We start from the raw sequence: 25,879 nt of genomic DNA on the forward strand, positions 1-25,879 counted from the left end.
AATGACTGTTTTAAAAATAAGTATAACGAAGAAATTGGACAATAGAGTCAAGCATCAGCTCAGAAATCCCAGACCTTTAGGTTGAAACAACAGCCAGCCCGTAATGCTATCTCGTCCCGATTGTGTGGGCAAAACCTCGTGCCACAGGGTATCACTTTTGAAAATCACCAGTCGGTTTGCCAGTGGTTCAACCAGCTTTTCTTCACCTTCGAGAAAGAGTCTGAGTTGTCCGCCATCTGCCGGTTTCCAGTTTTCGTTGAGGTAAAAAACACAAGAGATCAGGCGGTTGTTCCGGTCGTTAAATTGATCGAGGTGTTTTTTGTAAAAGCTGCCAATAGGGTAGTGGGCCATGTGAAATTCGTAATCCGAAATACTCAGGAAACAAAAACGCTTCAAAAGTCCAACCAGCTCGTCAATCGTGTCGAAGTAGATCGAAGTTTGCGGGTCGTTTTCTCTGGAAATCCAGTGAATGAAATCGCCCCGGACAGATTTATTTATCTGGTGCTGAGATAGCGTCCCAATTCCGGCACTTTCAAAATCATTTTGATTTTTCTTTTCATCAAAATACTCACGAAGCTTTTTGTAGCTCTTTGGATCCATGAAATCATCGATCACCAGATAGTCGTCATTGGCGAGCCGATCGAACCGCTCCAACCACAGTTCTTCAGAAAGAATTTGTTGACTCATTGAGATGATAATTAAGGAGACAAAGATTCACCAAAAAATCCACAGCTAGTGCAAAAAGGTCTACAAATAGCGCAATGGTATAAAAGCGAAGATCAGTGCTATGAACTGCCCACAGGACTTGCAAAGAAATCGATCTTGCACAAGACCTCAAACCAGATTAGAGGTGTCATTCGAATTTCTGGAATTTCAGTTAACTATTTGTTCTAGTTTGCTTGCCGAAAGGGGTTTGTCAATATATCCGTCAATAGAAAACTTCTGAGATTGTTCCCGATCATTTGGGTTTGTGGAAGAGGATACAATGACAATTTTAAAATTTCTATTCAGTTCATTTTTGAACGCATCTAGTTCTTCCAAAAATTCGAATCCGTTCATTACTGGCATTTTAATGTCCAATAAAATTAGATCCGGGCATTCGGATTCTTGAACGGGAATGCAGTGCTCTTTCACAAATGAAAGTGCTTCGTAGCCATTTCTCGATTCATGCATATGATCGGCAATGTGCATTCCCTCGAGTACTTCCTTGTGAAGGAAATTACTAACCTGATCGTCATCCACCAGCAAGACACAATTAAACTTTTTCATCACTCGATAATTTTAAATTCACAATTGCAGTGGTTCCCTTTCCCACTTCACTCTCATACGTCAGATCACTACCTTTTTTACGAAGCAAGTTTCGCACCATGTACAGCCCAATTCCTGAACCCTCGACATGGTCGTGAAACCTTGTGAATAGATCGAAGACTTTTTGACCCTTGGATTCTGCGTCAAAACCAAGTCCGTTATCTGTCACTCGAATCTCTACACCGTCATTCGTCTTCTCAGAACTAATGGTAATCTTCAATGGGCGATCCGGATCTTTGTATTTCAGGGAGTTACTCAACAGGTTGTAGATTACACTCTTTAATGCAATCCTCGACCATTTGACGATCTTTACTTCTAGCTTTTTCTCAATTGTGACCTCAGTTGCTTCAAAGAGCATCTTGTTTTCCCTTAGAATAGTTTCGATCAGTTCATCCAGATCAATTTCCTCTTCAGCATCAAAGGGTGTCTTTTGTGATTTGATTACTTCTGTCAGTTTGTGAAGCGTAGTTTTCATACTCTGAATAGAACTATCCATATGCTTGAATACTTCTTTCTTATGATTGTCAGAATCCTCACTTTGACTTAACAAGGCAAGAAGCCCTTCCAGGTTGCTCACTGGAGATTTTAAGTCGTGTGAGGCAGCATACACAAAGGAGTCTAGATCTTCATTTAAATCTTTCAATTGATCATTTTGAGACCGCAATTCAGTGGTTTGCGAGTCAATTATCACCTGGTATTGTCTGGGGGTTTTCATTGCCAGCGCCTCTGGCAGAACTCTTCGCAGTCCGAAAAAAGCAGCCCATGAAACAATGGCGGTGATCAGTAGCACTACTGCCGAAACACGGTAGACAGGTACGTAGAACATGAAGGCATCAAGGAAGTGTGTAGTTCCACAGGCAAAAATGAAAAGGATGAATAGCAAAAAGACCTTGGTAAAGGGAAGGTCGCTTTTTCTCTTCATCATCATTCTATAGAGCAAAACTGGAATGGAGAAATAAGCCAGCCAAATAGCTACACTCGAAAATATGTAAAGCCAGCCGTGAAAATCTGTCCAGATTCCACAAGCCCAGCGTTTGGGCCATAAAGAAGTCGTAAAAAAATTCTCGAAAAACTCCCAGACCTGTTCCATAAACTCGTATTAGATTAAGTGTTGTTAGTTGAAGCTTAAAAGTAAGAAATTCGTGCAAATTGCTCTGGGATAATGGAACTTTGGGTTTTCGAAATACTTTCAGGAAAGAAACAATGGTGAATTTTGAATGTTATAGTATCTGGACGATAATTTTGAAAAACAAAATCTCATGAATACAGCAACGGCACTTCAAAATCTTCAATTTTTATCTGAACAGGCACGGAAATACCGTAAGAAAGGCTCTGTCTCAGATGACGATATGTATCACTTCGCTAACGAAATTGAGCAGTTTAAGAAAGACGCCAAACACAGCGACTTACCCAAAGACCTCAAGAAGGAAATCAGTGAATTAGACCTGACTTTCACCGACACGAAAACCTCGGCCGGTTATTTTATGATGGGAATCAGTGCAATCGCCCTCGGTGCAGCAGTGAGTGTTTTCTTTCTTTCCCGCAGGTCCAAAAGACGCGCTTTTTTGGAATTGCTCGATATGAAGGCTGAGATCCTCGCAGATCGAATTGCCGAGGGATTGAGAAGTTTGGATCCAGAAGAGTTTGAACCCGAGCATAACTAGTCGCATCAATTTAGAGCCGTTAAAGCTTGTTAAGCTCGGATTGCACGAAGGAGCAACATTTTTCTTTTAACAGAAGCTCACGAATATCTGGAAGACAGAAGACTAGCAATTGTTTAGGCTTTTCTAAATGACTGAAAATCTGGCGATTCAAATTTTCACGAATTTGGATTTCCACAGAAAAAGCCAAAGCTTTGAAAAAATTCGAAAATCAAATAATACATTTTTATGTTTAAGAGAGCAACGAAGAAATTTTTAATGATTGCAGGAATGAGTGTTGGAGCAATGCTGTTTGCCACACAGACATACAGTCAGCAAGGTATGCCGCTGAGACAACAAGGTCAGCCTACTCAATCTGCGGATTATAGTGAAGAAGAAATTGAGAAGTTTATCGAAGGAAATCAGGTGGTTCAGACTATCCAAAAAGAAAAGCGTCCTGAAATGATGCAGGTGATTGAAAAGCAAGAGGGCATGGACATGCAGACTTTCAATCAGATTGCTCAGGCTCAGCAACAGGGCGGTGGCGATTTCAGCGAAGAGAAAATGGCTGCTTTCCAGGAAGTGTCTATGAAGCTTCAGAAAAAGCAACAAGAGATGCAGCAGGAGATGGCTGAGCGTCTTCCAGAAGAAGCCGGCATTTCAATGAAGAAATTTCAGGAAATGATGATGGCTTATCGCCAGAATCCTGAATTTCAAAAAGAAGTTCAGGCGAAAATGCAGAACTAAGAAGAATAGCATTTAGAAAATAAATAGAGCTCCCCTTCGGAAACGTTGGGGAGTTTTTTTGTGTCCAATGAATTCTCGGTCTGACGTGTTTTTATCAAATACTTTCGACCAAAATGTCGTCCCTCAGGGACTTCCGACCAAATCCAGTTCTACCATAATACTGCTACTCGCAAGCTGATTGTGCATGGATGGCGTTGTCAGCTATGAAAGTATCTTGCCTTCGGGACTTGAAAGCACCAAGCACTAAATTTCAAAGCCCCAACTTAGGCTGCAGGATGTAGCCCCACAACTTTATCTCAATCTTTTCTCCAGAAATTACTCCGCATCCAGAGTCGCTGGTTTCTTATCAGGCATGATGCTCTGGAAAATAATTGCCAGCAAGACACACAACGCGCAACCTATGGCATTAAGCCAAAGGAAACCGAGATACTCATCTTCCGGAAGGTAAATGGCAAGAAAGTAAGTCGCAATAATGGCCAGCTCACTGAGAACTGCGGCCAGGAAAATCGCTTTCGCCTTGATCCACTTCAGGTAGAAAGCCGCGAGGAATATTCCCAAAATAGTCCCGTAAAAGATCGAGCCCACGATGTTTACAAACTGGATGAGGTTTTCGAACAGGGTTCCGAAACTGGCAAAGGCAATAGCAATTACTCCCCACATCACTGTGAAAAGTTTCGAAGTGTTCACCATTCCCATGTCTGTGGATTCTTTTTTGGAGTTCCTCTTGTAGATGTCAACCGTAGTAGTTGAGGCCAGGGCATTGAGCTCCGAAGCGGTACTCGACATGGCTGCAGAGATAATGACCGCAAGCAGTAATCCAACGAGTCCAGCAGGCAGGTAATTCAGAATAAAATGAATGAATACGTAGTCCTTGTCGTTGGTTTCAAAATCTTCATTCACTTTTTTGACAATGGTTTTGGCTTTTTCTCTGAGCCTGTCTTCCTTCTCGTTTAGCTGTTGAATGGAGTTGGCCAGAGCAGCTTCTGCCTGGAGGTTCCCACTTCGTTCTGCTTCCAGGTAGTTGATCTGGGTTTCTTGTTTTTGCTCGAAAAGCGTGGTGTACTCTGCGTTTACTGCAGCAAACTCGTCTTTGTATTCCGACTGGTTGATCTGATCATTTACTGAGGTATTGAAGAAAACCGGTGCCTGATTGAATTGAAAGAAAACGAAAACCAGAACGCCCACAAGCAAGATGAAAAACTGCATCGGTACTTTGAGGAGTCCGTTGAAAACGAGACCGAGACGCATCTCGCGAACTGACTTTCCCGAAAGGTAGCGCTGCACCTGCGATTGATCTGTTCCAAAGTAGGAGAGGGCGAGGAAAAGTCCACCAGTGATTCCCGACCAAAAAGTGTAACGTTTGTCGGTGTCCATGGAAAAGTCGAGCACATCCATTTTGTTGCTCACTCCCGCAAGATTCAGCGCAGCGCTAAAGTCGATCTGCTCTGGCAACGACTCGAGAATGATGAAAAATGCGGCAAACATACCGCACATGATCACAAACATCTGTTGCTTCTGTGTGACGCTGACCGCTCTCGTTCCACCACTGACGGTGTAGATGATTACCAGCACTCCAATGATAACGTTAAGCAAGTTGAGGTTCCAGCCGAGAATCGAAGAGAGAATAATGGCTGGTGCGTAGATGGTGATTCCTGCAGCCAGTCCGCGCTGGATCAAAAAGAGAATTGCGGCCAGTGAACGGGTTTTGAGGTCAAATCGCTTTTCTAAAAATTCGTAGGCTGTGTAGACATTGAGTCGATGGTAGAGCGGGATGAACGTGATGCAGATGATGATCATTGCCAGCGGCAGACCGAAGTAGAACTGGACGAATCCCATGCCATCAGCATACGCCTGACCTGGTGTGGAAAGAAATGTGATCGCACTAGCTTGCGTGGCCATTACCGAAAGTCCGATGGTCCACCACTGCGATTTTTTATCTCCAAGCAAATAGCCGTGAATATTTTTGTTCCCTTTAGTTCTCCATGCACCATAGATCACGATAAAGAGCAAAGTTGCCGAGAGTACAATCCAGTCGAGAGTCGTCATATGCTATCAGGCAAAAATTTTTGTGATCCAGTAAAAGATGACTATGTACACCGCATTTGCGATGAGGATGACCGTGTAGCTTTTTTTCCAGGTATCGACTTTATCTTTCATCGTCCATCATTTTTCCAAGTGAAAGAATGTTTGCATAAATTCGGTAAGCTCCGGGAACTCCTGCCGGCAGCTCCCTGAACCAGCTGTAGCCGGTGTAAACATAGTAGCCTTTTCCGTATTTGGCAACCAGTAGTCCACCGTCTTTGGGATCCTCTCCGGGGTCGTTTGACGAAAGGATGGCTTCAAATTCTGGAGCCCACTTATCCGCAAAGTAGAGACCGCGTTCCTGCACCCAACCTTCAAAATCTTCCTGAGTGATTTTGTTGGGCGAGTTGAGCACCGGATGATCCGGCTTCAAAAAGCGCACTTCAGCCTCTTCGACTGTCACACGATCACGAGAGAGCTGCAATTCGTAGGGAGCTGTTTCTTCAATGTCGAGATTCCAGGTGGTCGTGTACTGGCTGATCAGCGTACCGCCATTTTCAACATACTCAAAGAGGTCGTCTTTTTTGTAAGCCAGTGCATCGAGCGTGTTGAAAGCGCGAATTCCCAAAATCACAGCATCGTAATTTTTGAGCTTTTCGGGAGTGGCTTCCTTGAGTTCAATTTCCTCTACCTGATAGCCGATTTGCCTCAAGCTCTCCGGAATTTCATCTCCGGCTCCCTGAATGTAGGCCACTCGCTCTCCGCGCTTTTCTACAGCAATTTTTACAATCTTCGACTTGGCCGGCATCAGCACAGATTGGTAAGGAATGTGGTCGTAGTTGATTTCGATGAGTGACTTGTCGAACTCTTCACCATCGGAAAGAAAAATCGGATGCACTTCGCTAACGCTTTGCCCGTTTGGCGGAGTGACGGTAAAACTAAATTTCTTTGTTTCCATTTTGCGCTCCAGTTGTACGTCAATTTCCTTTGGTGAAACACTCCAGCCTGCAGGAACTTTGAGTCGGAGTTTTCCAGATAAGTTCGCGATACCGGCTTTCACTTCCACATCCACCTCTTTGCTTTCTGATGATGAAAAAATGTACACCTTGTCCAGCATCGTCACGGTGGCTTTCGGAATGATGTCGAAAGGGCGATACACTTCTCCGTCTACTGCATCGGTGAACGTGTGCACGACTTCACGTTCAATCGTCAGCGGCTTTCCTGCGACTCCGAGGTGGAATTTAGCTACTACCACAGCTGGCGTCTCGGGCTGGCCAATTAGTCCTTGCTCGTCCACCTTATACATGCCTAGAGTTCCTGGCTCTCTCAGCCAGTAAGGTGCAGTAAAATCGATGGACTCGGGAAGTTTGGCCGTAGTAGAAAAGTTGATGTTCTTGTTGTTTTCCAGTTTTGAAGAAACAGTAGTGTCCGCAACTCCAGGTACAATTTCGACCGATTTGAAATTGATGTCTACATCGGAGCGGTTTATCGCTTCTACATTAAAACCGACTTCACTTCCGGGAGTGGCAAACTGATCGGCACTGGTAGCTTCAATGAAAAGACCTGTGCAGTGCATGATGATATCTTCTATTTGGCGAAGCTTGATCTCGCGCCAGTGGTCGTCATTTAATTGGCTGATTAAACCATGCGCTTCCACAAGCTGAGGAACAACTGACGAAGGATTTGTGAAGTCGAAATTTTCTTCAACATCGTAGAGGATCTCACCGATTTTCTCTCCTCCTTCAACTCGGCTCCAGGTGGTGTTGATTCCTTCAAAAATATCATTGTTTTTTGGCATCTCGCCTTTGAGAAGTCGCAGGTACTCCATGTCGGAGCCTCTTCGGGCTGCAGTTCCAAAGCCCTGGCACTTGTGCATGCTGCGGCTCTGTGCGGCAATCTCTGAGTTTGACTCGCCCCTTACTGGGTAATAAACACCGACATCTACAGAAACCATTTCTGATTTGTCGGCCTCTTCGAAGGCTTCGCGGCTTCCGTAGAACCACCACGAAGTATTGAAAAATGCCCGCGATGGATTCCAGGTTTCAGTGTATTCTAGTTGTGATGGATATTTGCTTTCGTCTCCCGCAAGCTCAAAAGCTTCGAGCGAAAGAATGGCTGAAGCAGTGTGGTGACCGTGAGTTCTGCGACTCGTTTCAGCATCAAATCGGTTGATGATCACATCAGGTCTGAAGGTGCGGATCGCCCAAACGGCATCGGCAAGTACTTCATCCCGGTTCCAGATTTCGAGTGTTTCTTCGGCACTTTTTGAATAGCCAAAATCATTGGCTCGAGAAAATCGCTGCACTCCGCCATCTACGCTTCTGGCCATCAAAAGCTCTTGAGTTCTGATAACTCCGAGCAGTTCTCTGATTTCGGGGCCGATAAGGTTCTGACCTCCGTCACCGCGAGTGAGCGAGAGGTAGCCGGTTCGTGCATTCACCTCGTTGGAGAGATAGGCGATCATGCTCGTATTCTCGTCATCGGGGTGGGCTGCTACGTAAAGCGCTGAACCCAAAAAGTTGAGTTTTTTGATCGACTTGTAAATCTCTGCAGAGCTAGGTTTTTCAGGAGCTTGTCCAATGGCAAGTCCCAACGGCAGGCAGAATATGAAAAGAATGAATTGCTTCAGGTTGATGTGCATTTTCCTCAGTTTTGAAGGTCGAATGTAGTGATTCTTCGAAAGAATCTGATTCTGGGGAAAACCACTTTTTGGCAACTAGTGGATTTCAAAAGTTTGTGTTGCCTTCGATATTCTCAGAATTTCCTGAAGCTTCTGACGTTTCATTCTCATCTTGCATTTTTCCTGAGCTGTCATCGCTGTAAGAGCGTGCTTCAATCACAACGGTTGTATTCGAAAGACTGTCGTGCCAGCCTTTTTTTGCGAACAAGAAAGAGAACGGCTCAAAGGGAATAAAGAGACAAATGTTTCGAGCGAGCTACTGAGCGAATTTATGATAGTCAAAATTGTCGTATATTTTTATCTGTAAATTGAGTCTCTTATCTTCAAACTACATGAACTATGAAGCAACTATCTTTTCTGCTACTTCTCATTTTTCTCACTTCAAATATCAGCTACTCTCAGAATGTACAATTCGATGATGAGCGTTTCAAGCAAATCGTAGTGAACAATTATGATTCTGATTTCAATGAGGAAATCAGTTTGGACGAGGCTTTGCTAGTTGATACTTTAGTATTCACTTATGATACGGTTCAGAGCGTTTCAGGCATAGGGAACTTTGTAAATCTGACTCATCTTAATTGTAAAGGGAACCTGATTGAAGACCTTAATCTGGAACAAAATCAAAATCTTCTTTATTTGAATTGTAGACAGAATCAAATCGATTCTCTGTCGATTTCTTCCAATTCCAATCTCCAGTTTCTTGACTGTTCCGAGAACTTACTAATGAACTTGACATTGCCTACAAATTCTGAATTAATCAGTTTAAAGGCTGGAGCTAACCAAATTGAGGATGTTGATCTTTCTTCGTTAGAGAATCTGGAGGTTTTGGATTTGAGATTTAATTATCTGAGTGACCTAAATCTACAAGAAAACGAGAACTTGATAGAACTCGTTTGTAATTACAATGACCTGGAAGAGTTGAATCTGGAGAACAATATTCAATTGGAGAACTTGGAAGCAACGTATAATAGTCTAAGTCAAATTTCACTCGAACTCAATCAAAATTTGTCATACCTGGATTTATCTGATAACGATTTTACTTCTTTAGATATTAGTCAAAATCCGTCTCTCATTTACGTGTATTGCGGAGGAAACGATCTTTCTTCCTTAGAAATCGGAAACGCTCCAAACCTTTTAGAACTGAGTTGTTCACATAATGAGCTGAATTCGCTGGATTTTTCAGGTGCATCGAGTATAAATTTAATAGGATGTTCAGGAAATAATCTTACTACCCTTGCGGTCTCTAACTTAACTGAACTGGAGGTTCTCTATTGTAATTATAATGATCTAGAAAGTCTCAGTCTCTCTGGAAACTCTTCGCTTGCGTATGTTACCGCTTCCCACAATGAGCTCGAAAGCATTGATTTGTCTGGGACATCATCTCTAGTAACCTTACATCTGAACTACAATAAGTTCGTGGAGTTTCCTAATATCCTAGAATCCCCTGTTCTAAACTTGTTGGAATGCCGTCATAATGAATTTGTCACACCTACAGTTGTCCACAATAACCTGGAGAATTTATTCATGGGGTATAACCCTTTTCTTGAAGTCCTTGATATTTCGGAAACGCCCACGATCAATAATCTTCAATTGAATCATATGTACGAACACCCATTTACAGTTTGTGTTTGGGCTTTGCCTTTTCCTCCAGAAAATTCAGATCTTATTCTAGGTTTATTTTTAACTGAAAACGCAACAATTAGTGATTGCGTTGACTCTGTAAATGAAAATATTTCTTCGGAAGAAATGAGCCTCTTTCCAGTTCCTGCAAACGAATCGGTCAACTTAGAGTGCACTGAGCAAATAATTGGAAAGCAGTTCACGATCTATGATATTCTTAGTCAAGAAAAACTACAAGGCCGGATTACATCAAAAACGAGTGTTTTGGATGTGAGTACACTTCATCCAGGTATTTACTTTTTTAAAGTAAAAGGAGTGCTTCTAGAAACTGTTAGGTTTGTAGTTGAATAGGAATCTTTACCCCTCCAAAATAAAAATAGCTTCTTCCAGCTCGCCTTTGGTTTTTTGATCGCCTTGTTTTTCGGCCACTTCAATCCCTTTTTTGTAGGCTTTCAAAGCTGCTTCGTTATCGAGCTCTTCTTCGTAAAGTTTGCCAAGTTGGTAGTAACATGCCAGGTAGTCGGGCTTTTCTTCCACAAGGCTTTCGAGGCGCTTAATGGCCTCCACAATCTGTTCGTTCTTTTTGTACTCTAGCGCAATGGCGTATTGCAGAAATTCATCGTCCGGATTGGACTCTTGCATTTCGAGCAACATCTCTAATCTGTTCATGGGTTTTTATCGCGATTTAATCCAAAAAATATGCCTATCGCTGATAGAAAGTGAAATAGCCGTGCCAGGATCCAGCGGCTTGTCGTGCTGCACGGTGAGCATTTTTCCCGAGGCGGTTTCTACCTGAATTCTCAAATAGGCACCAGCCCACTTGGTGAGTGTCACCACTGCTTTTTGCTGGCCGCTGTTGTCTTCGTGCAAACGAATGTTTTCGAGCCTTACAGCGGGTTTCAAGCCTTTTTCGTTAGCGTCAAGAGCAAACGAGCCAAATTGAAATCCGCTACCTGTGGGTGCGTATTCCAATTCGAAAATGTCACCAAACAAACGGGCTACATTTCTTGTTTTTGGGCTCTCGTAGATTTCTTTGGGCGAACCGTACTGCAGGAGTTTCCCCGAATCGAGCACCGCAATTTTGTCGGCCACTTCTACTGCGTCAGCAATATCATGTGTTACAAATATCGTAGTCGTACCGGAAGCTTCCAAAATTGATTTTATCTGAGCTCTCACCTCGTGCTTCAGTGTTTGATCCAAATTGCTAAAGGGCTCATCGAGCAAGATCACTTCTGGTTGGGTTGCCAAAGCTCTGGCGATAGCAACGCGTTGTTGTTGACCACCGGAAATCTGATGTGGATATCGTTTCTCAAAACCGTCCATCGCCACCAGGTTTAGCAATTCCCGAAGACGGGTTTTCTCTTTTTTTCCTTTCATTCCGTAGCTGATATTTTGCGCTACGTTGAGGTGAGGGAAAAGGGCGTAGTCCTGAAAGACCATTCCGATTTTTCGATCTTCCGGCTGCACGTAAGTTTGATCGCTAACGAGCGTCTTTCCCTTGAGTTTGATAGAGCCTTTTTCCGGAGTTTCGAATCCCGCAACGAGCCTCAGAAGTGTACTTTTACCGCTTCCACTTTCGCCAAGAATAGCAATGGTTTCACCTTTTTGGATGTCGAAAGTGACATCGTCTACAGCAGTTGTAGAACCGAAAGTTTTATTCAGATGAGCGATTTCTATTTGCGCCACTTCAGAGTTTTTTCTGCATTAGTCGGTGAAGCAAATATATGGGAACAATTCCGGCAAGGACAATGCAAACCGAAGGAAGTGCAGCTTTAGCCAACATTTCGTCATCGGCATATTCGAATGCTTTGGTCGCCAGTGTGTAGAAGTTGAATGGGCGTAGGATTAGAGTAAGGGGAAGTTCTTTAAGAACGTCCACAAAAACCAGAATTGCACCAGCAAAAATTCCCGAACGGATCAGCGGTAGGTTGACTTTTACAAGTGTTTTTAGAGGTGATTTCCCGAGCGACATCGAGGCTTCGTCAAGACCTTTTACTTGTTTCTCAAAAGCCGAATCGATCGAGTTGTAGCCCACGGCCATAAAACGCACTATGTAGCCAAAGAGCAATGCGGCAATGCTACCGGTGAGCAGTAGACCAGAAGTGTCGGAGAGCAAGTTGTACAGTCGGTCTAGAAAGGTGAAAACGATAATCACACCCACGGCTATCACAGCTCCGGGAATAGTGTAGCCGACACGGGCGAGCATTGAAACGACTTGTCCAACCACCGTGCGATTTATGCGTTTTGAAAAACCGATAAAAACTCCCAAAACAATGATGAAAACCGCAGCCAGCACGGCCATCAAAATGCTGTTCCAGAAAAGAGTGGTGAATCCTTCGTTCCATACTTCGCTTCCTGTGAGCAGAGAGTCCGAAACAAGGTAGCCAAAGGGCAGTGCGAAGCCTGCAATAAAAATCACCGAACACAAAAGGGTAGCTCCCCATTTTTTGTATCCGCTCAGCTTAAAAGACTTTTGGAGATTTTCCACTGCAGATTCGCTGAACTGCTTGTTTCTGCGCTGCCATTTTTCCACTCCCATCATGAAGAAAACGATCACCATCAAAATTCCGGCAAGTTTGATAGCAGCGCTCAGATCGTTCATCGAGAACCAGGCCGTGAAAATTCCTGTGGTGAATGTGTTTATTCCGAAATACTTCATGGCTCCATAATCGTTGAGCACTTCCATTAAAACCAGAAAGAGCCCTCCAAAAATTGAAGGTCGCGCGAGAGGGAGCATGATTCTGAAGAAGGTCCTGAACTGTGAAATACCAAGGGAAGATGAGGCCTCACGGTAGCTCTGAAACCTTCCGGAAAATGCCACACGGGACGAAATAAAGACATAGGGGTAAAGTGCCAGAGCTAGCAAAATGACCAGTCCCGTCATGTTCATCACATCCACTGAGAGTGTGTCAGCGGTGGCCTTCGAAAAGTTGTCTCTCAAAAAAGTGGAGTAGGGGCCGGTGTAGCCAAAAATACCACTGTAGGTAAAAGCCATGATGTAGGTCGGGATGGAAAGCGGCAGAATGAGGGCCCAGGAGAAAAACCGCTTTCCGGGAAAAGAAAACAGCGAAACTAGGTATGCTGTAGAAACTCCAAACAGAAGAGTGAGCACACCGGTAGCGCCAAAAATGATGAGCGTGTTGTTCACATAATCCCACAGAACAGTGTCGAGCAGGTGGTACCACGTTTCACCGGGTTTGTCGAAAATGCGAATGCCGATCACCAAAAGTGGAGTGGCAATGCACAAGCCCAAAAAAAGCGATCCCAGTAGCCACCGTAAATGGAGACTTTTCCAGGATCGCTTTATTTTTTTATAAGCGCTCAATCAGCTATTGTGATTACTTCCACCCAACCTGGTTGAAGATCATCACCGCCTCGCGGTTGAACTCTCCAAGTTTGGAAAGTTGCAAAGTATCTTCTTTAAAATCGCCCCAGTTTTGAAGTGTTTTGGCTGGCTCAACAGCTGGATTTACTGGGTACTCGTAGTTTGCTTGTGCATATTTTTCCTGAGCATCTTCGCTCAACAAAAACTCAATGAGCTGGATGGCGTTTTCCTTATTCGGTGAATACTTAACCAGTCCGGCACCGCTCACGTTGATGTGCGTTCCTCGGCCATCCTGATTTGGGAAGAAAATTCCGGTTTGCTCGGCAGCTTTTCGCTCTTCTTCTTTTGGGGAATTGAGCAAGAGGCCCATGTAGTAAGTATTGATCACTGCTACATCACCTTCACCGGCAACGATTGCAAACACCTGATCGCGGTCTCCACCTTGAGGGTCTCGCGCCATGTTTTCTACAATTCCGCTGGCCCATTCAGTAGCTGCTTCTTCACCCTCGTGAGCGATTATAGAAGCCATCAGCGATTGATTGTAAATGTTGGAGGATGAGCGAATCAAAACCTTGTCATCCCATTTTTCATCTGTCAGCCCTGCGTAGGTGCTCAGTTCTGATGGATCCACACGATCTTTCGAGTAGGCAATCACACGCGCTCTTTTGGTGATGGCATACCAGCGGTTGTCAGCGTCCTTCAGGTTTTGTGGAACTGTCTTTTCGAGGAATGGTGAAGTGAAAGACTGAAGCAAATCATTTTGTGCAGCCTTGGCGAGGTTTCCGGCATCCGCAGTGATAAACAAATCGACAGACGAGTTTTCGCCTTCTCGTTTGAGCTTTTCGATGAGCTCATTGGCCTTGGCTTTCACCACGTTTACCTTGATCCCGGTTTCATTTTCGAACTGGGCAAAAAGCTCTTTGTCCACATCGTAATGGCGGTGGCTGTAGATGTTTACAACTTTGTTTTCTTCTTTCTTATCTGTAGTAGTGTTGCTTTCTGGTTTGTTTTCGGATCCACAGGCTACAAGTGTGAAAGCGGCTAAAATTGCTAATGCGATTCTCTTCATGAATTCATTTTTTGGGAGGGCAAATATACAGTCTTGCAGGGCTATTGGGAAATCGCATGAATGTGGTATTTAGAATCTTTCAAAATAAAGACGGGGAAGCACCAAATTACAAGCACCAAATTCCAAATGGCAGTTCCAACAGCCCGGTCCCCCACAACTTTATCTCTACTTTGTCTCTACCTTATTTCCAGAAACACCAAAGGGCAAATCACAAATTTCAAAACCCAAGTTCCAGGTAGCTACTGCCCCTACAACCTTATCTTCACTTTGCCTCTGCTTTATTATAGCTACACAAGCACCAAGCACCAAATCCCAACAGCCAGACCACAGGTAAATCCCTCGACTACTTTATTTCAACCTTATCTCCACTTTGTCTCAACTTTGATTCCAATAGCTCGAAGCAGCAAACGGCCTAACAACAAAACGCAATCACCAATTTTACTTTCACTTTTCTTCAACCTTCCACAACCGCAAGGTCTTGTCGTCACCTGTAGAAACCAGGATGTCTTCAAAGTCTGTCCAGAGCAGGTTGTTTACCGAATGGTAGTGGCCTTCTTTTTTGTAATCGAGCCGCACTGGATTATCGAAGTCATTGGCTGGCCAAATTTTTAAGGTCTTATCTCTGCTTGCCGAAGCCATGAACTTGCCATCGGGACTAAACTGCAAGCTGTAAATCGCGAAGTTGTGAGCAGGGATGGAATGAACTAGCTCAAATCCTTTGTCGAAGTTGTAGAACCGCAGATGTGCATCGCGTCCTCCGCTGATGAGTAAGGGTTTTGAGGGGTGGAAGATCACAGCGTTTACACTTTGGTCGTGACCTTCGAGGGTGTAGAGTTCATTGTAGAACGAGGTATCAAACACCCGAATTCGCTCATCGCTACAAGCCACGGCCATCAGAGAGTGATCGTTGTTAAAGGCCAAATCTCTCAATTTTCCATCACAAAGAGGCAGAGTTCTTAGGAGTTTGAAATCTTCGAGTTGCCAAACGGTCATCACACCTCCGGCACTGAGGGCGTAAAAGTGGCCCGTTTTCTCAGAATACTTCAAAGAGAAAATGGCTTTCTTCTGTACGGTGAAGTAGCGAACCTCTTGTTTTTTATCCAGGTCGACCACGTGAATTCCACCTACGGCATTGCCAATGAGTAGCAATTGTTTTTCTGGAATGTGACAAATGGAGTACACGGTAAAATCGAGTTTCACTTGAAATTTCTCCGGCTCCAGAGTTTTTAAATTCCACTCAGCCACAATGTTGTCACCGCCACCTGAGAAAACAGTGTTGGGTAGTCGCCCTTTTTCAAGAGCGTAAATTGGAGCTGCATGCCCCGTCAACTTTCCGATGTGCTGGGTGTAGATCATGATTAACAAATGTAAGACGTATGAATTACCTTTGAATGAATTTAATCAGTTAATGCCATGATGTACGTTTGGGCCGGACTGGCCGTTTTGATCGTTTTGCTTTTTATTCAATACCGAAGAAACCTGAAGAAATGAAGTCGGGGCTTTCCGTTTCAGGCTTGGTGATTCTCTTATTTTTGCCACCTAAAATTCCACAGTTATGAGCAAAGCCAGCTTGCCAAAAGGCACCAGAGATTTTACTCCAACAGAAATGGTGCGCAGAAACTTCATTTTTAGCACTGTGCGCAAAAACTTTGAGCGATTCGGTTTTATGCCGATCGAAACTCCTGCCATGGAAAAGCTCGAGACGCTCACTGGTAAGTATGGCGAAGAGGGAGATCAATTGATTTTCAAAATCCTCAACAACGGAGACTATCTTTCGAAAGCCAACGAAGAAGCGCTGCAGGAAAGAGACTCCAAAGCTCTTTCGTTTAGCATCTCCAAAAAAGCGTTGCGCTACGATCTCACAGTGCCCTTTGCTCGATTTGTGGTAATGAATCAGGCGAGTGTGGCGTACCCGTTTAAACGCTACCAAATTCAGCCGGTGTGGCGAGGTGATCGTCCCGGAAAAGGACGCTACCAGGAGTTTTACCAGTGCGATGTAGACATCATCGGAAGCGATAGTCTTCTTAATGAGGTCGAATTGGTGCAGATTTTCGACTCTGTTCTCAGCGAACTCAAAATTCCGGGCTTCGAGATCAGACTCAACAACAGAAAGATTCTCTCTGGAATTGCCGAGGTAGCCAATGTAGGCGACAAGTGGGTCGACATGACAACCGCCATCGACAAGCTGGATAAAATCGGCTGGGAAGGTGTTTCAAAAGAACTGACAGAAAGAGGTATTGACGACCAGGCGACAGAAAAAATCCGCGAGTTTTTGAACATCGAAGGCTCTATGAAAGAGCAGCTTGAGAAGGTTGATCAAATGCTGGCGAATTCTGAGGCAGGCCGCAAAGGTGTGGACGAGTTGAGAACGATTATCGACTATCTGGAGGCTGTTGGGCTAAACTCTAGCAATCCAGTTTTCGACCCAACCCTGGCCCGGGGACTCGACTACTACACCGGAACCATTTTTGAAGTCGCGGTGAAAGATTCTGGCATCGGTTCGATTTGCGGAGGCGGGCGCTACGATGATCTCACCGGCATCTTCGGATTGCAGGGAGTCAGTGGAGTTGGAATTTCGTTCGGAGCCGATCGTATCTACGATGTGATGGAGGAGATGAATCTTTTTCCGGAAAACATGTCTACAACAACCCAACTTTTGTTTGTCAACTTTGGCGATGCCGAAGCAAAGTTTTGCATGGGCTTGCTAAAAGACTTGCGCAGCAAAGGCGTGAATGCAGAGATTTTCCCGGAATCTGCCAAGATGAAAAAGCAGATGAAGTATGCCGATAACAAGCAAATTCCTTTCGTGGCCATTGTCGGGTCGAGAGAAATGGAGTCCGGCAAGATCGCTGTTAAGAACATGACCACTGGTGAGCAGAGCGAGGTTCCTGTGGAAAAACTAACTGACTTCTTAAACCAAAATATCAATGAGTAGAAAGGCCGATATCAAAAAATTAATTGAGCACGAACTTTGGGCAAACCAAAAAGTTATGGAGATGGCACTTAGTGCCCATGACCTGCCCGACCGTGTGGGAGAAATTGTTTCTCACCTGATCAACGCTCAACAAATTTGGATGTCACGTCTGCTAAAAAGGCCGCAGTCAGTGCAGGTTTGGGGAGAGGTTCCCTCTGAGAAATGGTTGAAGATGGTGAAAGAAAACAGTTCGCTGCTGTTGGAAATTCTCGAAAAAACCGATCAGCTCGATGAGGTTATCGAGTACAGTAATTCTAAAGGAACCACTTTCCGAAGTACGGTTTCGGAAATACTTTATCACCTCGTGCTTCACAGTCAGTATCACCGCGGGCAGGTTGTTGTGCTGATGAAGCCTTATGTTTCGGAACTCCCCGCAACCGACTTCATCTTTTGGAGTCGCGAAAAAGGTTAGTCTTCGTTTATGCCTAATGCCTTTTGGGCAGCCATAAAAGGAGTGATTTCTCCTGATTTTACCTTTTCTTCAAGTCGTAACACTGCCGCCTTAGAATCAGGGTTGTTGTAAAAATTTCGCTTGAGTTCAGACAGAATAGTGTCGTGCATCCAGTTAATATCTTGCTGTTGCCTTTTTTTCAAAAAGAGTCCAAGGCTTTTCATTTCACTTGTGTGTTCTTCGATTGTTTCATGAATTTCTGGCAAACCTTCTTTTTTCAGAGCTGAGCAAGTAAGCACTTTTGGTTCCCATCCGCTGGGGTTGGGAGGGAAGAGGTGAACGGCATTTTTGTATTCTCGACTTGCTTTTTGCGCAGCTTTCACATTTTCGCCATCGGCCTTGTTGATCACGATGGTGTCTGCCATTTCCATGATCCCGCGTTTGATTCCCTGGAGCTCGTCTCCGGCTCCAGCAAGCATAAGCAGTAAAAAGAAATCGACCATGGAATGTACTGCCGTTTCCGACTGGCCAACACCCACTGTTTCGATAATGATTCGGTCGAATCCGGCCGCTTCGCAGAGAACGATCGATTCGCGGGTTTTTCTTGCCACTCCACCAAGAGCATCGGCAGCGGGTGAGGGCCTCACAAAGGCATCCGGGTTTTGAGTGAGTCCGTACATTCTGGTTTTGTCGCCCAGGATGCTACCTCTGCTTCGTTGACTTGTGGGATCTATGGCGAGCACTGCCACCCGATGACCTTTTTCGATGAGGTGCAAACCAAAGGACTCGATGAAGGTGCTCTTGCCAACTCCAGGGACACCGGTGATTCCCAATCGAACAGATTCTCCGGAATTATCAATGCATCCGGAAATCACTTCCTGGGCAATTTTTTGATGTTTAGAATGAGTGCTTTCAATCAGAGTGATGGCTTCGCTCAATGCAGTTGAGTCTCCAGTTTTGATCCTGTCGATTAGGTCTGTTGCTTCGAGTTTCTTGCTTCGCCTACTGCGCAATCTCTCCAGTGCTTTTTTGCTCGAATTGCTCTGCGCGTCAGAAGTTTTGGCCATATCTACTCAGTGTTTGCTTCAAATATAGATAATGCCGATGGGCCGCTCTGGGTGGTTTCCTCACCTTTTTTCATCGAATTATCGACAATAGCCGATCCGAAAAAAATTTCAATATTTGTGACCTGATGAACAGCACCTTAAAAATGAAAGTCTCCCAATTGGCTTTATTCGCTTTTGTATTAGCTGCCGCAGGATGTGATGAACCAATGAACAAGAGCTTCGAGGTAGATCAAATCGTTGGTAAATGGCGCGATTCTTCAAAAAAGAACGCGTACTATGAGCAGTGGTCGAAGTCGGATAGCATTTACATCGGCAATGGTTTTGTGATGGCCGATAAAGACACCGTTTTCATTGAAAACCTGAGAATTCAGGAAGAGGATGGTCTTTTGCATTACTATGCCCAGGTTCACAACCAGAACGAGGGGAGTGCAGTTCCTTTCACAGAGGAAGAAAAAAGCGAGACGAAAATCACTTTCTCTAATCACCAACACGAATTTCCACAGCACATCACCTACGAGATTGTAGATGACTCTACATTGAATGTTGTTGTGGATGGTGAGGAGTATGGCAAGTACCGCAAACTAGAGTTTGATTTTAAAAAGATTGAGTAAAAGGATTTTGGTGAAAGAGCATAAAAAAAGGAGATCGTTTTGATCTCCTTTTTTAACGTGACTTATTGAATACTCAATTTTTTCTCCAGGTCATCCAAATACTTTCGGAAGTGCTTGTCAGTTTCCTGAAGGTTGTTCACCGTTCGGCAGGCGTGGAGCACAGTCGCGTGATCTTTTCCACCGCAGTGAAGACCAATGTTTGCCAATGACGATTTGGTCATTTTCTTGGCAAAGAACATTGCAATTTGTCTGGCCTGTACGATTTCTCTTTTTCGGGTTTTCGACTTCAGCAATTCAATTGGCAGATCGAAATAATCGCACACCACTTTTTGAATGTAGTCGATAGAAACTTCGCGAGCTGTGTTTTTGACAAACTTGTCAATCATTTGCTTGGCGAGGTCGAGTGTTATCGACTTCTTGTTGAGAGATGACTGTGCGATCAGAGATATTAGCGCACCTTCGAGTTCACGGATATTTGTAGTGATACTGTAGGCCAGATATTCGACAACTTCTTTCGGAAGGTCGATTCCATCAGCATACATCTTTTTCTCAAGAATCGCTATTCGCGTTTCAAGTGAAGGCGTTTGCAAGTCTGCACTAAGCCCCCATTTGAAACGAGAAAGCAGTCGCTGTTCCATACCCTGCATCTCAACTGGCGGTTTGTCTGATGTTAACACCAGCTGCTTGCCTGTTTGGTGCAGGTGATTGAAAATATGGAAGAATACGTCTTGAGTTTTCTCCTTACCGCTAAAGAATTGAACGTCATCTATAATCAGCACGTCCATCATTTGATAGAAGTGACTAAAGTCGTTGACGCTGTTGTTTTTAACGGCATCGATAAATTGGTGCGTGAATTTTTCTGAAGATACGTAGAGAACAGTTTTTTCCGGATACTTATTCTTGATTTCAATTCCGATAGCGTGGGCAAGGTGAGTTTTACCGAGTCCTACGCCACCGTAAATAAGCAGTGGGTTAAAAGCTGTCCCTCCTGGTTTGTTTGCCACAGCGAAACCTGCTGATCTCGCCAACCGATTGCAGTCGCCTTCAATAAAGTTTTCAAACGAATAGTTGGGATTGAGGTTTGAATCTATGTTCAATTTCCTCAGGCCGGGAATAACAAAAGGGTTTTTAATTTGCTGAGTGCTGGCATCCATAGGAACCTGCACTGACTTATTCTTAATCGCCTTTTTGTTGGTAGTTGGCACGCGCACCGTGTAGGGGTTGGAGTTATTGTAATTGTTCTCCATAATGATGCTGTATTCCAGCCTCCCTTCGGTGCCCAATTCTTTTTTGATGGTTTTCTTGAGAAGTGACACATAGTGCTCTTCTAGCCATTCGTAGAAAAACTGAGAAGGAACTTGAATGGTTAATACATTCTTTTCGAGCTTGATCGGCTTAATGGGCTCAAACCAGGTTTTGAAACCTTGCATACTAACGTTGTCTCTGATCACGCTGAGACAGTTGGTCCATACCTGATTGTGATCTTTGCTCATTGTCCTTATAAACTAATAGGTTAAATTAAAATAATTCTTGGCCCCGACAGCGTGAGAGAATTGGTGCTTCTCTCGGAACGCGATGTCAAAGTACGAACAAATATTTGGAGAAAAAAGTGAAAAAAAAAACCGATTACCCCTTGACTTTAAACTTTTTTTGACTGTAGAAAATAATTCCCCGAATATTCAGATTTACCAACCTTTGGCATAGTTTTAAATCTGTCGTAACTATCAGTATTTCAGTAATTAAATATCTGAAGGAGCTTAATCCTTTCGGGGTCAAAGTGTTAAGCCAGCGTTACGACAGAAGCGAAGAATACTGTGGAAATTATGCCCCTTTTATACTCGAATTTCTACCTTTCAGAGACCAAATATAGAAGATAAAAATGATAGAGTTTGATTGGAAATTAAGAGTGCGATACGGAGAGACTGACCGAATGGGGTATGTGTATTACGGAAACTATGCGGAGTATTTCGAAGTGGCTCGTGTAGAAATGCTAAGAGCAGCTGGGGTTAGTTATCGCGATCTTGAAGATAAAGGCATCTTGCTTCCGGTGCTGGAGTATTCTGTGAAGTATTTTCAGCCTGTTTATTACGATGAAGAGATCACGATTACCATAAGCATGCAAGAATTGCCAGGTGTCAGAATAGTATTTGACTACGAAACCAAAAACGAAAGCGGTACTGTGGTAAACAAGGCACAAACAACTTTGGTTTTTGTCGATCGAAAATCCGGAAAGCCCGTGAAATGTCCAGCCGATGTTTACGAAGCCTTTGAGAACTGGCGGTAAAAAGGGCCAATTCCTTTAGCCTATTTCTTCATTTTGAATTCGATGCGATCGTCTACAGTTCCTTCCAAATCCAAAATGTTAGTAATCTGAAGCACAGCGTATAAATTGTTGATCGTGTCGAACTCTGTGATGAGGATATCATCAATCTGCAGGTTCGAAACCAAATTCACAGGTGTACTTGAAGTATAAGTTCCCTCGGCACTTTGTTGAGTTGCCTCTGCGTAATTGAAATCGTTGTTGCGGGCAAACTTTACACCTGAATACGAAGTGATCGATCTGGTTAGCACGTCATCATTGGTGGTGTCGAAGTTTACGAGATCCACAGAGCTCGAGTCCGGGTTTGTTGCCAAAACTAGCGGTTGAGTGTTTTCAATATTAAAAGCACTGTTCTCTTCTGTTGCAAATTTTGAGTAGAGCCTGTGTCCTGTCGATTCAACCAGAGGGCTGCTTCCTGAAATCGACACCTTTCTGATAGCTCCACCGTTGTCACCTTCCTGATCGTAAACTTTAAAAGTAAAATTGAGATTGGCCTCCTGAGAATTGGCAATAAGGTATGGATAGAAAAATTCTGCTTCGTCACCTGCCAGTGCGGTGTCCAGAATGGTTTGGGTAAGACCACCCTCAGGTTTCAACTGTATCGTCAGATTTCTCAAGTCTGAATCACCGGCTTCAGCACGAACGCTAAATTCAACATACTGTCCCGGGCTAGCGGTGAAATTGAACGCTGTCGGGCTAACAAAAATTGCAGGACTTTGCAGTTCGTCATTGCATGAGATAGCCGAAAGACTTAAAATGGCCAGTACTGTCCAGAAGGTAATTTTACTCTTGAGCATGTTTGTGACTTTGTATTGAAAAAGCTGGTGTAAAAATAAAAAAACACTTGCCCATATTGGACAAGTGTTTTTCAACAAATCTATAGAGATGTTTATTTGTCTTTAATTCTGAAAGCTTTTGCTTTAACAGTAAGGTTGACTTTTCTCCCGAGAAATTGCTGCTCAGTAACTGTTTCGTAAGAAACTGGCAAAACAAAATCTGCATCTGGAGATTGCATCAACGCATCGTAAAGAGCATTGTTTAGACCACGGCTCTGTGGAAGGTTAAGTCCAAGGCCTGGCTGTTGGTTCAAAAGGATTCCACTGTGGTACTGGCGTCCACCGTAAGGGATGCCAAATACATAAGACTGAACAGTGTTTCCTGTCACTTCTCCAATGTACTCCAGGTCGTCCATGTCAAAGTTGACCTGAGCGTTAATCGGAGCCAGTGGAGTTGCTTTTTGCCTCATAGTGCAAGATGTGAACACACCTGCCACCATTATAAAGGCAAAAAGATAAAAGATTGCTTTTTTCATAATTGAAAATTCTTTTTAGAGGCGGTTCACAAAATTAACGAGAGAAGTAGAAGTTGATGTTCAGACGAACGTTGTGGTTTGTGTCCATGTTGAACTGACGCTTGCTGAAATCAGTGTAGATGTTTCCTGGATCATCTGGGTCTGTGTAAAACTCGTTAGATACAGTGTCATCAGTTGAAGAAGCTGCAAATTCAGTTTCAACAAAAGTTCTGTCTCCGAAGAGCCATTTTGCTGAAAGACCGTACTCGATACCTACAGAAACTGGAAGTTGAGCTACAAAGATGTTCATACCAACAACACCACCAAGTCCGAAAACAAAAGCGTTTGTTGTTTCAGTTCTGAAGTTTCTTCCACCTTCTACGAAATCTGTTCCATCAGCTTCCCAGTAGATTTCGTTATTCATAGTCTTCATTTTATTGAAACCTATGAGAACATCACCACCAGCATAAACATCCCAGATGTTGCTGCTAGAAAAGTGTTTTTCAATACCAGGAGCGATGAGGTATTCGCGCATCACATCCTGATACTCTGCTTCTCTTACTTCTCCCGGTGCAGTCACGAGGTCTTCATCAGTTTGCTCACCACTTCTCTTTGTGTTGTCAGCAGACATGTGAATACCAAGACGGTAAGCTACATCTGAAGTGTTGTAGTAACGGAAAGTCAATACCTGACCAGCTCCAAAGAGGTTTCCGTTGTAAAGACCTGCGTCTTCACCATCGTTTCCGCTTCTTCCTACTACAGGAATAGTGAATGTGAGGGCGGCATCACCAGCTACTGGGCGTGCACCCAAGTTTACGTTGGTGGCGTCATTGTCACGAGTAGACAATTGTGCGAACACTGAACTGACGCTCACTGCAAGCACTGCCAAAAGCATAAATGTTTTTTTCATGGCACTTTAAATTTTTGGTTTTCTGTTTTTGCTTTTTTATTGCGCTCCAAAAGTATGTTTTATTCGAAAAATCAAACATTATTTTTAGCAAAAATTGCTAAGTGAAAACTGTTAATAGGTTTTAACTAACAGGAAATCAGACCTCTGAAGGCCTTGTGTCTTGTCCTGAAATGCTATTTTTTGAGGTGTTTTTCCACCAATTCCCTCCACTTTTGGTCGTATTCTCGTATAGTCACCTCCCAGTCATAATGAAGGACGGCATTTCTATTATCCACTTTTTCAGATGAAATGTTACTCTCGATCTTATCTTTTAAAATCGATAGGAGCTCTGAATAGCTATCGTAAAAGAGGTCTTTAGTTGTGATGTGTTCGGGGTAAGCCAACCTATTCGGGAGAATCGGTAGGCACTTACAGTAAATGGCCTCAATGATGGAGATACCAAAAAAGTCTTGAATCGAAGTGACTGGGAGAATGTCTGATTTCCAAAGCCACCGAGCGTATTCTTCGAAGCTTTCGCAAAATCCAATGTGGAGTAACTCGTTAGAAAGAACTTCTTTAGCTTTTGTGAAGATTTTAGGATGAGTCCGAAAATGTGCACCGAGCACAACGAGCTGAAAGGAATATCCTTGTTCTTTAATGTCAAAAAGACACTGGAAAAAATCGTCTGGGTTTTTGTCGTATTCCCATCGGTGGTTCCAGAGAATAATTGGTACTTCATTGGGTTCCCATTCCTTCGCTTCAAACTCATCGAATTTCTTCAGGTCTATGCCAATTGGCAGCACAGAAGACTTCTTTTCAATTTGAGCAATGGTGCTCATGTTCTTATGATCCGGGAATGTGGAAATAAAAGGCTTCAACGCATCCAGAAATGAGTTCATGTGGTATGCGGAGTTGAAGTAAACACGATCGGCCACCAGTGCAGACGAGTAATTGATGAATTGATAGTGACCCGCTTTTTCATCCTTAGCATCAGGATCGCGGTTTGACCATGGATATGTCAATTGGTTTTCGTGAAAGTAGAGGGCAATAGGAGTGAGGTTGTGAACAGGGGAGAGCAAGGACTTAAATACTGACAGATCCATCATGTCAGTCACAACAATTAGGTCGAACGCAGTCTCAATCTCATTTACTTTTTTAGCCAGTGATATGGCAGCACCGTGCATTCTCCATTTCCAGTTGCGACCAGGCAGCGTAAATAACTCAATAGAATAAGAAGAGTGTCGCTGGAGTTCTGTTGCCCAACTCTTGTGCGATCCGGAAAAATATGGCTCAACCAGTGCAATGCGCATTGAGCAAAAATAAAAACACCATCCAATCACAAGGGATCAGATGGTGCTTCAGGTTAAATTTAGTTGCTGTATTTGATCTACAATTTATTGCATCGCAAGGCTGTAATATCTTTCATTCATCTTTTGCTGGTAAGCGATGTCCCACGCGATCGAGCCTTTTTTGGTGTCGTAGAAACATTTTGCGGCCGGAATATAGCTGAGCTCGGTCATTGCTTCTGACTCGTCATTCTCGTGAAGCGTGACTTTGCTTGCGACTACATCACCTTCAAATTCTTCCTTTGGAGTGTCTTTGAGGTTATAAACGAGTTGCTTTTCAAAGTATCCTGACTTACTAAAGATGACAGTGTACTCAAATCCTGGATTGAGAACATAGTCAAACTTGCCTTCAGCTGTTGCAAAGAACTGCTCGATAATTTCATCCTGGCAATAAACTGTTACCAATGTGTGTTGGGTGGGCTCAATCTGTTCAAGATTCGTTGGAATAACTCCTTCTGTCTGAACAGAGCCTTCAATGATTACTTTTCCGTTTTGCGCCTGCACGCCTACGGTGAGAAAAAGGAAAAATGCGGTAGTGATAATGAACTTCATAATTTCAGTAAATTTGATACACTCCTT

Annotated in this window: 25 protein-coding genes; 7 read left to right on the forward strand and 18 right to left on the reverse strand. The window is 43.7% G+C overall.

Annotated features, from left to right (window positions below; all coding sequences use genetic code 11):
• Positions 1-54: 54 nt before the first annotated feature.
• From ABHV44_RS09640 to ABHV44_RS09650, 3 genes are all read right to left on the reverse strand, one after another.
• A complete protein-coding gene (locus ABHV44_RS09640) occupies positions 55-687 on the reverse strand; it encodes a 2OG-Fe(II) oxygenase (protein WP_459074473.1) in 633 nt (210 codons plus the stop codon).
• Positions 688-873: 186 nt separating this feature from the next.
• Entirely contained in the window at positions 874-1,269 is a 396-nt protein-coding gene (locus ABHV44_RS09645) for a response regulator (RefSeq protein WP_459074474.1), read from the reverse strand.
• Positions 1,256-2,398, reverse strand: a complete 1,143-nt coding sequence (locus ABHV44_RS09650) for a sensor histidine kinase (protein ID WP_459074475.1) — start codon at positions 2,396-2,398, stop codon at positions 1,256-1,258. The genes ABHV44_RS09645 and ABHV44_RS09650 overlap by 14 nt, the downstream gene beginning before the upstream one ends.
• A 169-nt stretch (positions 2,399-2,567) precedes the next feature.
• Between ABHV44_RS09650 and ABHV44_RS09655 the strand changes: the two genes are divergently transcribed.
• Positions 2,568-2,972 carry a hypothetical protein gene (locus tag ABHV44_RS09655; protein WP_459074476.1) on the forward strand — a complete coding sequence of 135 codons (405 nt, stop codon included), beginning with the start codon at positions 2,568-2,570 and terminating at the stop codon, positions 2,970-2,972.
• Between the two features lie 225 nt (positions 2,973-3,197).
• Positions 3,198-3,695, forward strand: coding sequence for a DUF4168 domain-containing protein (locus ABHV44_RS09660; RefSeq protein WP_459074477.1), 498 nt, complete (start codon positions 3,198-3,200; stop codon positions 3,693-3,695).
• Between the two features lie 315 nt (positions 3,696-4,010).
• On the opposite strand, the gene ABHV44_RS09665 is transcribed toward ABHV44_RS09660, so the two are convergent.
• The 3 genes from ABHV44_RS09665 to ABHV44_RS09675 form a co-directional block, all read right to left on the reverse strand.
• On the reverse strand, positions 4,011-5,741 hold the full coding sequence (locus ABHV44_RS09665) for a sodium:solute symporter family protein (RefSeq protein ID WP_459074478.1): 1,731 nt from the start codon (positions 5,739-5,741) through the stop codon (positions 4,011-4,013).
• 100 nt (positions 5,742-5,841) lie between these two features.
• Entirely contained in the window at positions 5,842-8,358 is a 2,517-nt protein-coding gene (locus ABHV44_RS09670) for a PIG-L family deacetylase (protein ID WP_459074479.1), read from the reverse strand.
• Positions 8,359-8,443: 85 nt separating this feature from the next.
• Positions 8,444-8,605 (reverse strand): hypothetical protein, encoded by a 162-nt coding sequence (locus tag ABHV44_RS09675; protein ID WP_459074480.1) that lies wholly within the window; start codon positions 8,603-8,605, stop codon positions 8,444-8,446.
• 131 nt (positions 8,606-8,736) lie between these two features.
• Between ABHV44_RS09675 and ABHV44_RS09680 the strand changes: the two genes are divergently transcribed.
• Entirely contained in the window at positions 8,737-10,368 is a 1,632-nt protein-coding gene (locus tag ABHV44_RS09680) for a T9SS type A sorting domain-containing protein (RefSeq protein ID WP_459074481.1), read from the forward strand.
• Between the two features lie 6 nt (positions 10,369-10,374).
• Here the strand turns inward: ABHV44_RS09680 and ABHV44_RS09685 are convergent, their stop codons facing one another.
• The 5 genes from ABHV44_RS09685 to ABHV44_RS09705 form a co-directional block, all read right to left on the reverse strand.
• The gene (locus tag ABHV44_RS09685; RefSeq protein WP_459074482.1) at positions 10,375-10,686 is read right to left on the reverse strand and encodes a hypothetical protein; all 312 of its coding nucleotides are present in this window, start codon (positions 10,684-10,686) and stop codon (positions 10,375-10,377) included.
• A gap of 6 nt (positions 10,687-10,692) precedes the next feature.
• A complete protein-coding gene (locus ABHV44_RS09690) occupies positions 10,693-11,703 on the reverse strand; it encodes an ABC transporter ATP-binding protein (protein WP_459074483.1) in 1,011 nt (336 codons plus the stop codon).
• 1 nt (position 11,704) lies between these two features.
• Positions 11,705-13,342 (reverse strand): ABC transporter permease, encoded by a 1,638-nt coding sequence (locus ABHV44_RS09695; RefSeq protein WP_459074484.1) that lies wholly within the window; start codon positions 13,340-13,342, stop codon positions 11,705-11,707.
• 13 nt (positions 13,343-13,355) lie between these two features.
• Complete coding sequence (locus ABHV44_RS09700) at positions 13,356-14,411, reverse strand: Fe(3+) ABC transporter substrate-binding protein (RefSeq protein WP_459074485.1); 1,056 nt, start codon at positions 14,409-14,411, stop codon at positions 13,356-13,358.
• A gap of 444 nt (positions 14,412-14,855) precedes the next feature.
• Entirely contained in the window at positions 14,856-15,767 is a 912-nt protein-coding gene (locus ABHV44_RS09705) for a WD40 repeat domain-containing protein (protein WP_459074486.1), read from the reverse strand.
• Between the two features lie 199 nt (positions 15,768-15,966).
• On the opposite strand from ABHV44_RS09705, the gene hisS reads away from it, so the two are divergent.
• Both hisS and ABHV44_RS09715 read left to right on the forward strand, forming a co-directional pair.
• Complete coding sequence (hisS, locus tag ABHV44_RS09710; RefSeq protein WP_459074487.1) at positions 15,967-17,346, forward strand: histidine--tRNA ligase; 1,380 nt, start codon at positions 15,967-15,969, stop codon at positions 17,344-17,346.
• The gene (locus ABHV44_RS09715; protein WP_459074488.1) at positions 17,339-17,797 is read left to right on the forward strand and encodes a DinB family protein; all 459 of its coding nucleotides are present in this window, start codon (positions 17,339-17,341) and stop codon (positions 17,795-17,797) included. The genes hisS and ABHV44_RS09715 overlap by 8 nt, the downstream gene beginning before the upstream one ends.
• Here the strand turns inward: ABHV44_RS09715 and meaB are convergent.
• Positions 17,794-18,843, reverse strand: a complete 1,050-nt coding sequence (meaB, locus tag ABHV44_RS09720; protein ID WP_459074489.1) for a methylmalonyl Co-A mutase-associated GTPase MeaB — start codon at positions 18,841-18,843, stop codon at positions 17,794-17,796. The two genes, ABHV44_RS09715 and meaB, sit on opposite strands and share 4 nt — an antisense overlap.
• A 125-nt stretch (positions 18,844-18,968) precedes the next feature.
• Between meaB and ABHV44_RS09725 the strand changes: the two genes are divergently transcribed.
• Entirely contained in the window at positions 18,969-19,454 is a 486-nt protein-coding gene (locus ABHV44_RS09725; protein ID WP_459074490.1) for a DUF6265 family protein, read from the forward strand.
• A gap of 62 nt (positions 19,455-19,516) precedes the next feature.
• Here the strand turns inward: ABHV44_RS09725 and dnaA are convergent, their stop codons facing one another.
• The gene (dnaA, locus tag ABHV44_RS09730; protein ID WP_459074491.1) at positions 19,517-20,947 is read right to left on the reverse strand and encodes a chromosomal replication initiator protein DnaA; all 1,431 of its coding nucleotides are present in this window, start codon (positions 20,945-20,947) and stop codon (positions 19,517-19,519) included.
• A gap of 386 nt (positions 20,948-21,333) precedes the next feature.
• On the opposite strand from dnaA, the gene ABHV44_RS09735 reads away from it, so the two are divergent.
• Positions 21,334-21,738, forward strand: coding sequence for an acyl-CoA thioesterase (locus ABHV44_RS09735; protein ID WP_459074492.1), 405 nt, complete (start codon positions 21,334-21,336; stop codon positions 21,736-21,738).
• Between the two features lie 20 nt (positions 21,739-21,758).
• Here the strand turns inward: ABHV44_RS09735 and ABHV44_RS09740 are convergent, their stop codons facing one another.
• The 5 genes from ABHV44_RS09740 to ABHV44_RS09760 all read right to left on the reverse strand — a co-directional run bounded on the left by ABHV44_RS09740 (position 21,759) and on the right by ABHV44_RS09760 (position 25,852).
• Entirely contained in the window at positions 21,759-22,571 is an 813-nt protein-coding gene (locus ABHV44_RS09740; protein ID WP_459074493.1) for a hypothetical protein, read from the reverse strand.
• Between the two features lie 92 nt (positions 22,572-22,663).
• Positions 22,664-23,086 carry a hypothetical protein gene (locus ABHV44_RS09745; protein ID WP_459074494.1) on the reverse strand — a complete coding sequence of 141 codons (423 nt, stop codon included), beginning with the start codon at positions 23,084-23,086 and terminating at the stop codon, positions 22,664-22,666.
• A 34-nt stretch (positions 23,087-23,120) separates the two neighbouring features.
• Complete coding sequence (locus ABHV44_RS09750) at positions 23,121-23,975, reverse strand: hypothetical protein (RefSeq protein ID WP_459074495.1); 855 nt, start codon at positions 23,973-23,975, stop codon at positions 23,121-23,123.
• 173 nt (positions 23,976-24,148) lie between these two features.
• Complete coding sequence (locus ABHV44_RS09755) at positions 24,149-25,264, reverse strand: tRNA-queuosine alpha-mannosyltransferase domain-containing protein (RefSeq protein WP_459074496.1); 1,116 nt, start codon at positions 25,262-25,264, stop codon at positions 24,149-24,151.
• Between the two features lie 84 nt (positions 25,265-25,348).
• Entirely contained in the window at positions 25,349-25,852 is a 504-nt protein-coding gene (locus tag ABHV44_RS09760; RefSeq protein WP_459074497.1) for a hypothetical protein, read from the reverse strand.
• Positions 25,853-25,879: the final 27 nt, after the last annotated feature.

It is taken from the genome of Halocola ammonii (assembly GCF_049334165.1).
GTDB lineage: Bacteria > Bacteroidota > Bacteroidia > Flavobacteriales_D > Sanyastnellaceae > JBEGHD01.

Bases quoted from the DNA above. Each gene is read 5' to 3' on its own strand.
- ABHV44_RS09650 (WP_459074475.1), bottom strand. From the start codon at position 2,398: ATGGAACAGGTCTGGGAGTTTTTCGAGAATTTTTTTACGACTTCTTTA.
- ABHV44_RS09665 (WP_459074478.1), bottom strand. From the start codon at position 5,741: ATGACGACTCTCGACTGGATTGTACTCTCGGCAACTTTGCTCTTTATC.
- ABHV44_RS09725 (WP_459074490.1), top strand. From the start codon at position 18,969: ATGAACAGCACCTTAAAAATGAAAGTCTCCCAATTGGCTTTATTCGCT.
- ABHV44_RS09745 (WP_459074494.1), bottom strand. From the start codon at position 23,086: ATGAAAAAAGCAATCTTTTATCTTTTTGCCTTTATAATGGTGGCAGGT.
- ABHV44_RS09655 (WP_459074476.1), top strand. From the start codon at position 2,568: ATGAATACAGCAACGGCACTTCAAAATCTTCAATTTTTATCTGAACAG.
- dnaA (WP_459074491.1), bottom strand. From the start codon at position 20,947: ATGAGCAAAGATCACAATCAGGTATGGACCAACTGTCTCAGCGTGATC.
- ABHV44_RS09750 (WP_459074495.1), bottom strand. From the start codon at position 23,975: ATGAAAAAAACATTTATGCTTTTGGCAGTGCTTGCAGTGAGCGTCAGT.
- ABHV44_RS09680 (WP_459074481.1), top strand. From the start codon at position 8,737: ATGAAGCAACTATCTTTTCTGCTACTTCTCATTTTTCTCACTTCAAAT.
- ABHV44_RS09645 (WP_459074474.1), bottom strand. From the start codon at position 1,269: ATGAAAAAGTTTAATTGTGTCTTGCTGGTGGATGACGATCAGGTTAGT.
- ABHV44_RS09715 (WP_459074488.1), top strand. From the start codon at position 17,339: ATGAGTAGAAAGGCCGATATCAAAAAATTAATTGAGCACGAACTTTGG.
- ABHV44_RS09755 (WP_459074496.1), bottom strand. From the start codon at position 25,264: ATGCGCATTGCACTGGTTGAGCCATATTTTTCCGGATCGCACAAGAGT.
- hisS (WP_459074487.1), top strand. From the start codon at position 15,967: ATGAGCAAAGCCAGCTTGCCAAAAGGCACCAGAGATTTTACTCCAACA.
- ABHV44_RS09760 (WP_459074497.1), bottom strand. From the start codon at position 25,852: ATGAAGTTCATTATCACTACCGCATTTTTCCTTTTTCTCACCGTAGGC.
- ABHV44_RS09670 (WP_459074479.1), bottom strand. From the start codon at position 8,358: ATGCACATCAACCTGAAGCAATTCATTCTTTTCATATTCTGCCTGCCG.
- ABHV44_RS09735 (WP_459074492.1), top strand. From the start codon at position 21,334: ATGATAGAGTTTGATTGGAAATTAAGAGTGCGATACGGAGAGACTGAC.
- ABHV44_RS09700 (WP_459074485.1), bottom strand. From the start codon at position 14,411: ATGAAGAGAATCGCATTAGCAATTTTAGCCGCTTTCACACTTGTAGCC.
- ABHV44_RS09660 (WP_459074477.1), top strand. From the start codon at position 3,198: ATGTTTAAGAGAGCAACGAAGAAATTTTTAATGATTGCAGGAATGAGT.
- ABHV44_RS09640 (WP_459074473.1), bottom strand. From the start codon at position 687: ATGAGTCAACAAATTCTTTCTGAAGAACTGTGGTTGGAGCGGTTCGAT.
- ABHV44_RS09740 (WP_459074493.1), bottom strand. From the start codon at position 22,571: ATGCTCAAGAGTAAAATTACCTTCTGGACAGTACTGGCCATTTTAAGT.
- meaB (WP_459074489.1), bottom strand. From the start codon at position 18,843: ATGGCCAAAACTTCTGACGCGCAGAGCAATTCGAGCAAAAAAGCACTG.
- ABHV44_RS09685 (WP_459074482.1), bottom strand. From the start codon at position 10,686: ATGAACAGATTAGAGATGTTGCTCGAAATGCAAGAGTCCAATCCGGAC.
- ABHV44_RS09705 (WP_459074486.1), bottom strand. From the start codon at position 15,767: ATGATCTACACCCAGCACATCGGAAAGTTGACGGGGCATGCAGCTCCA.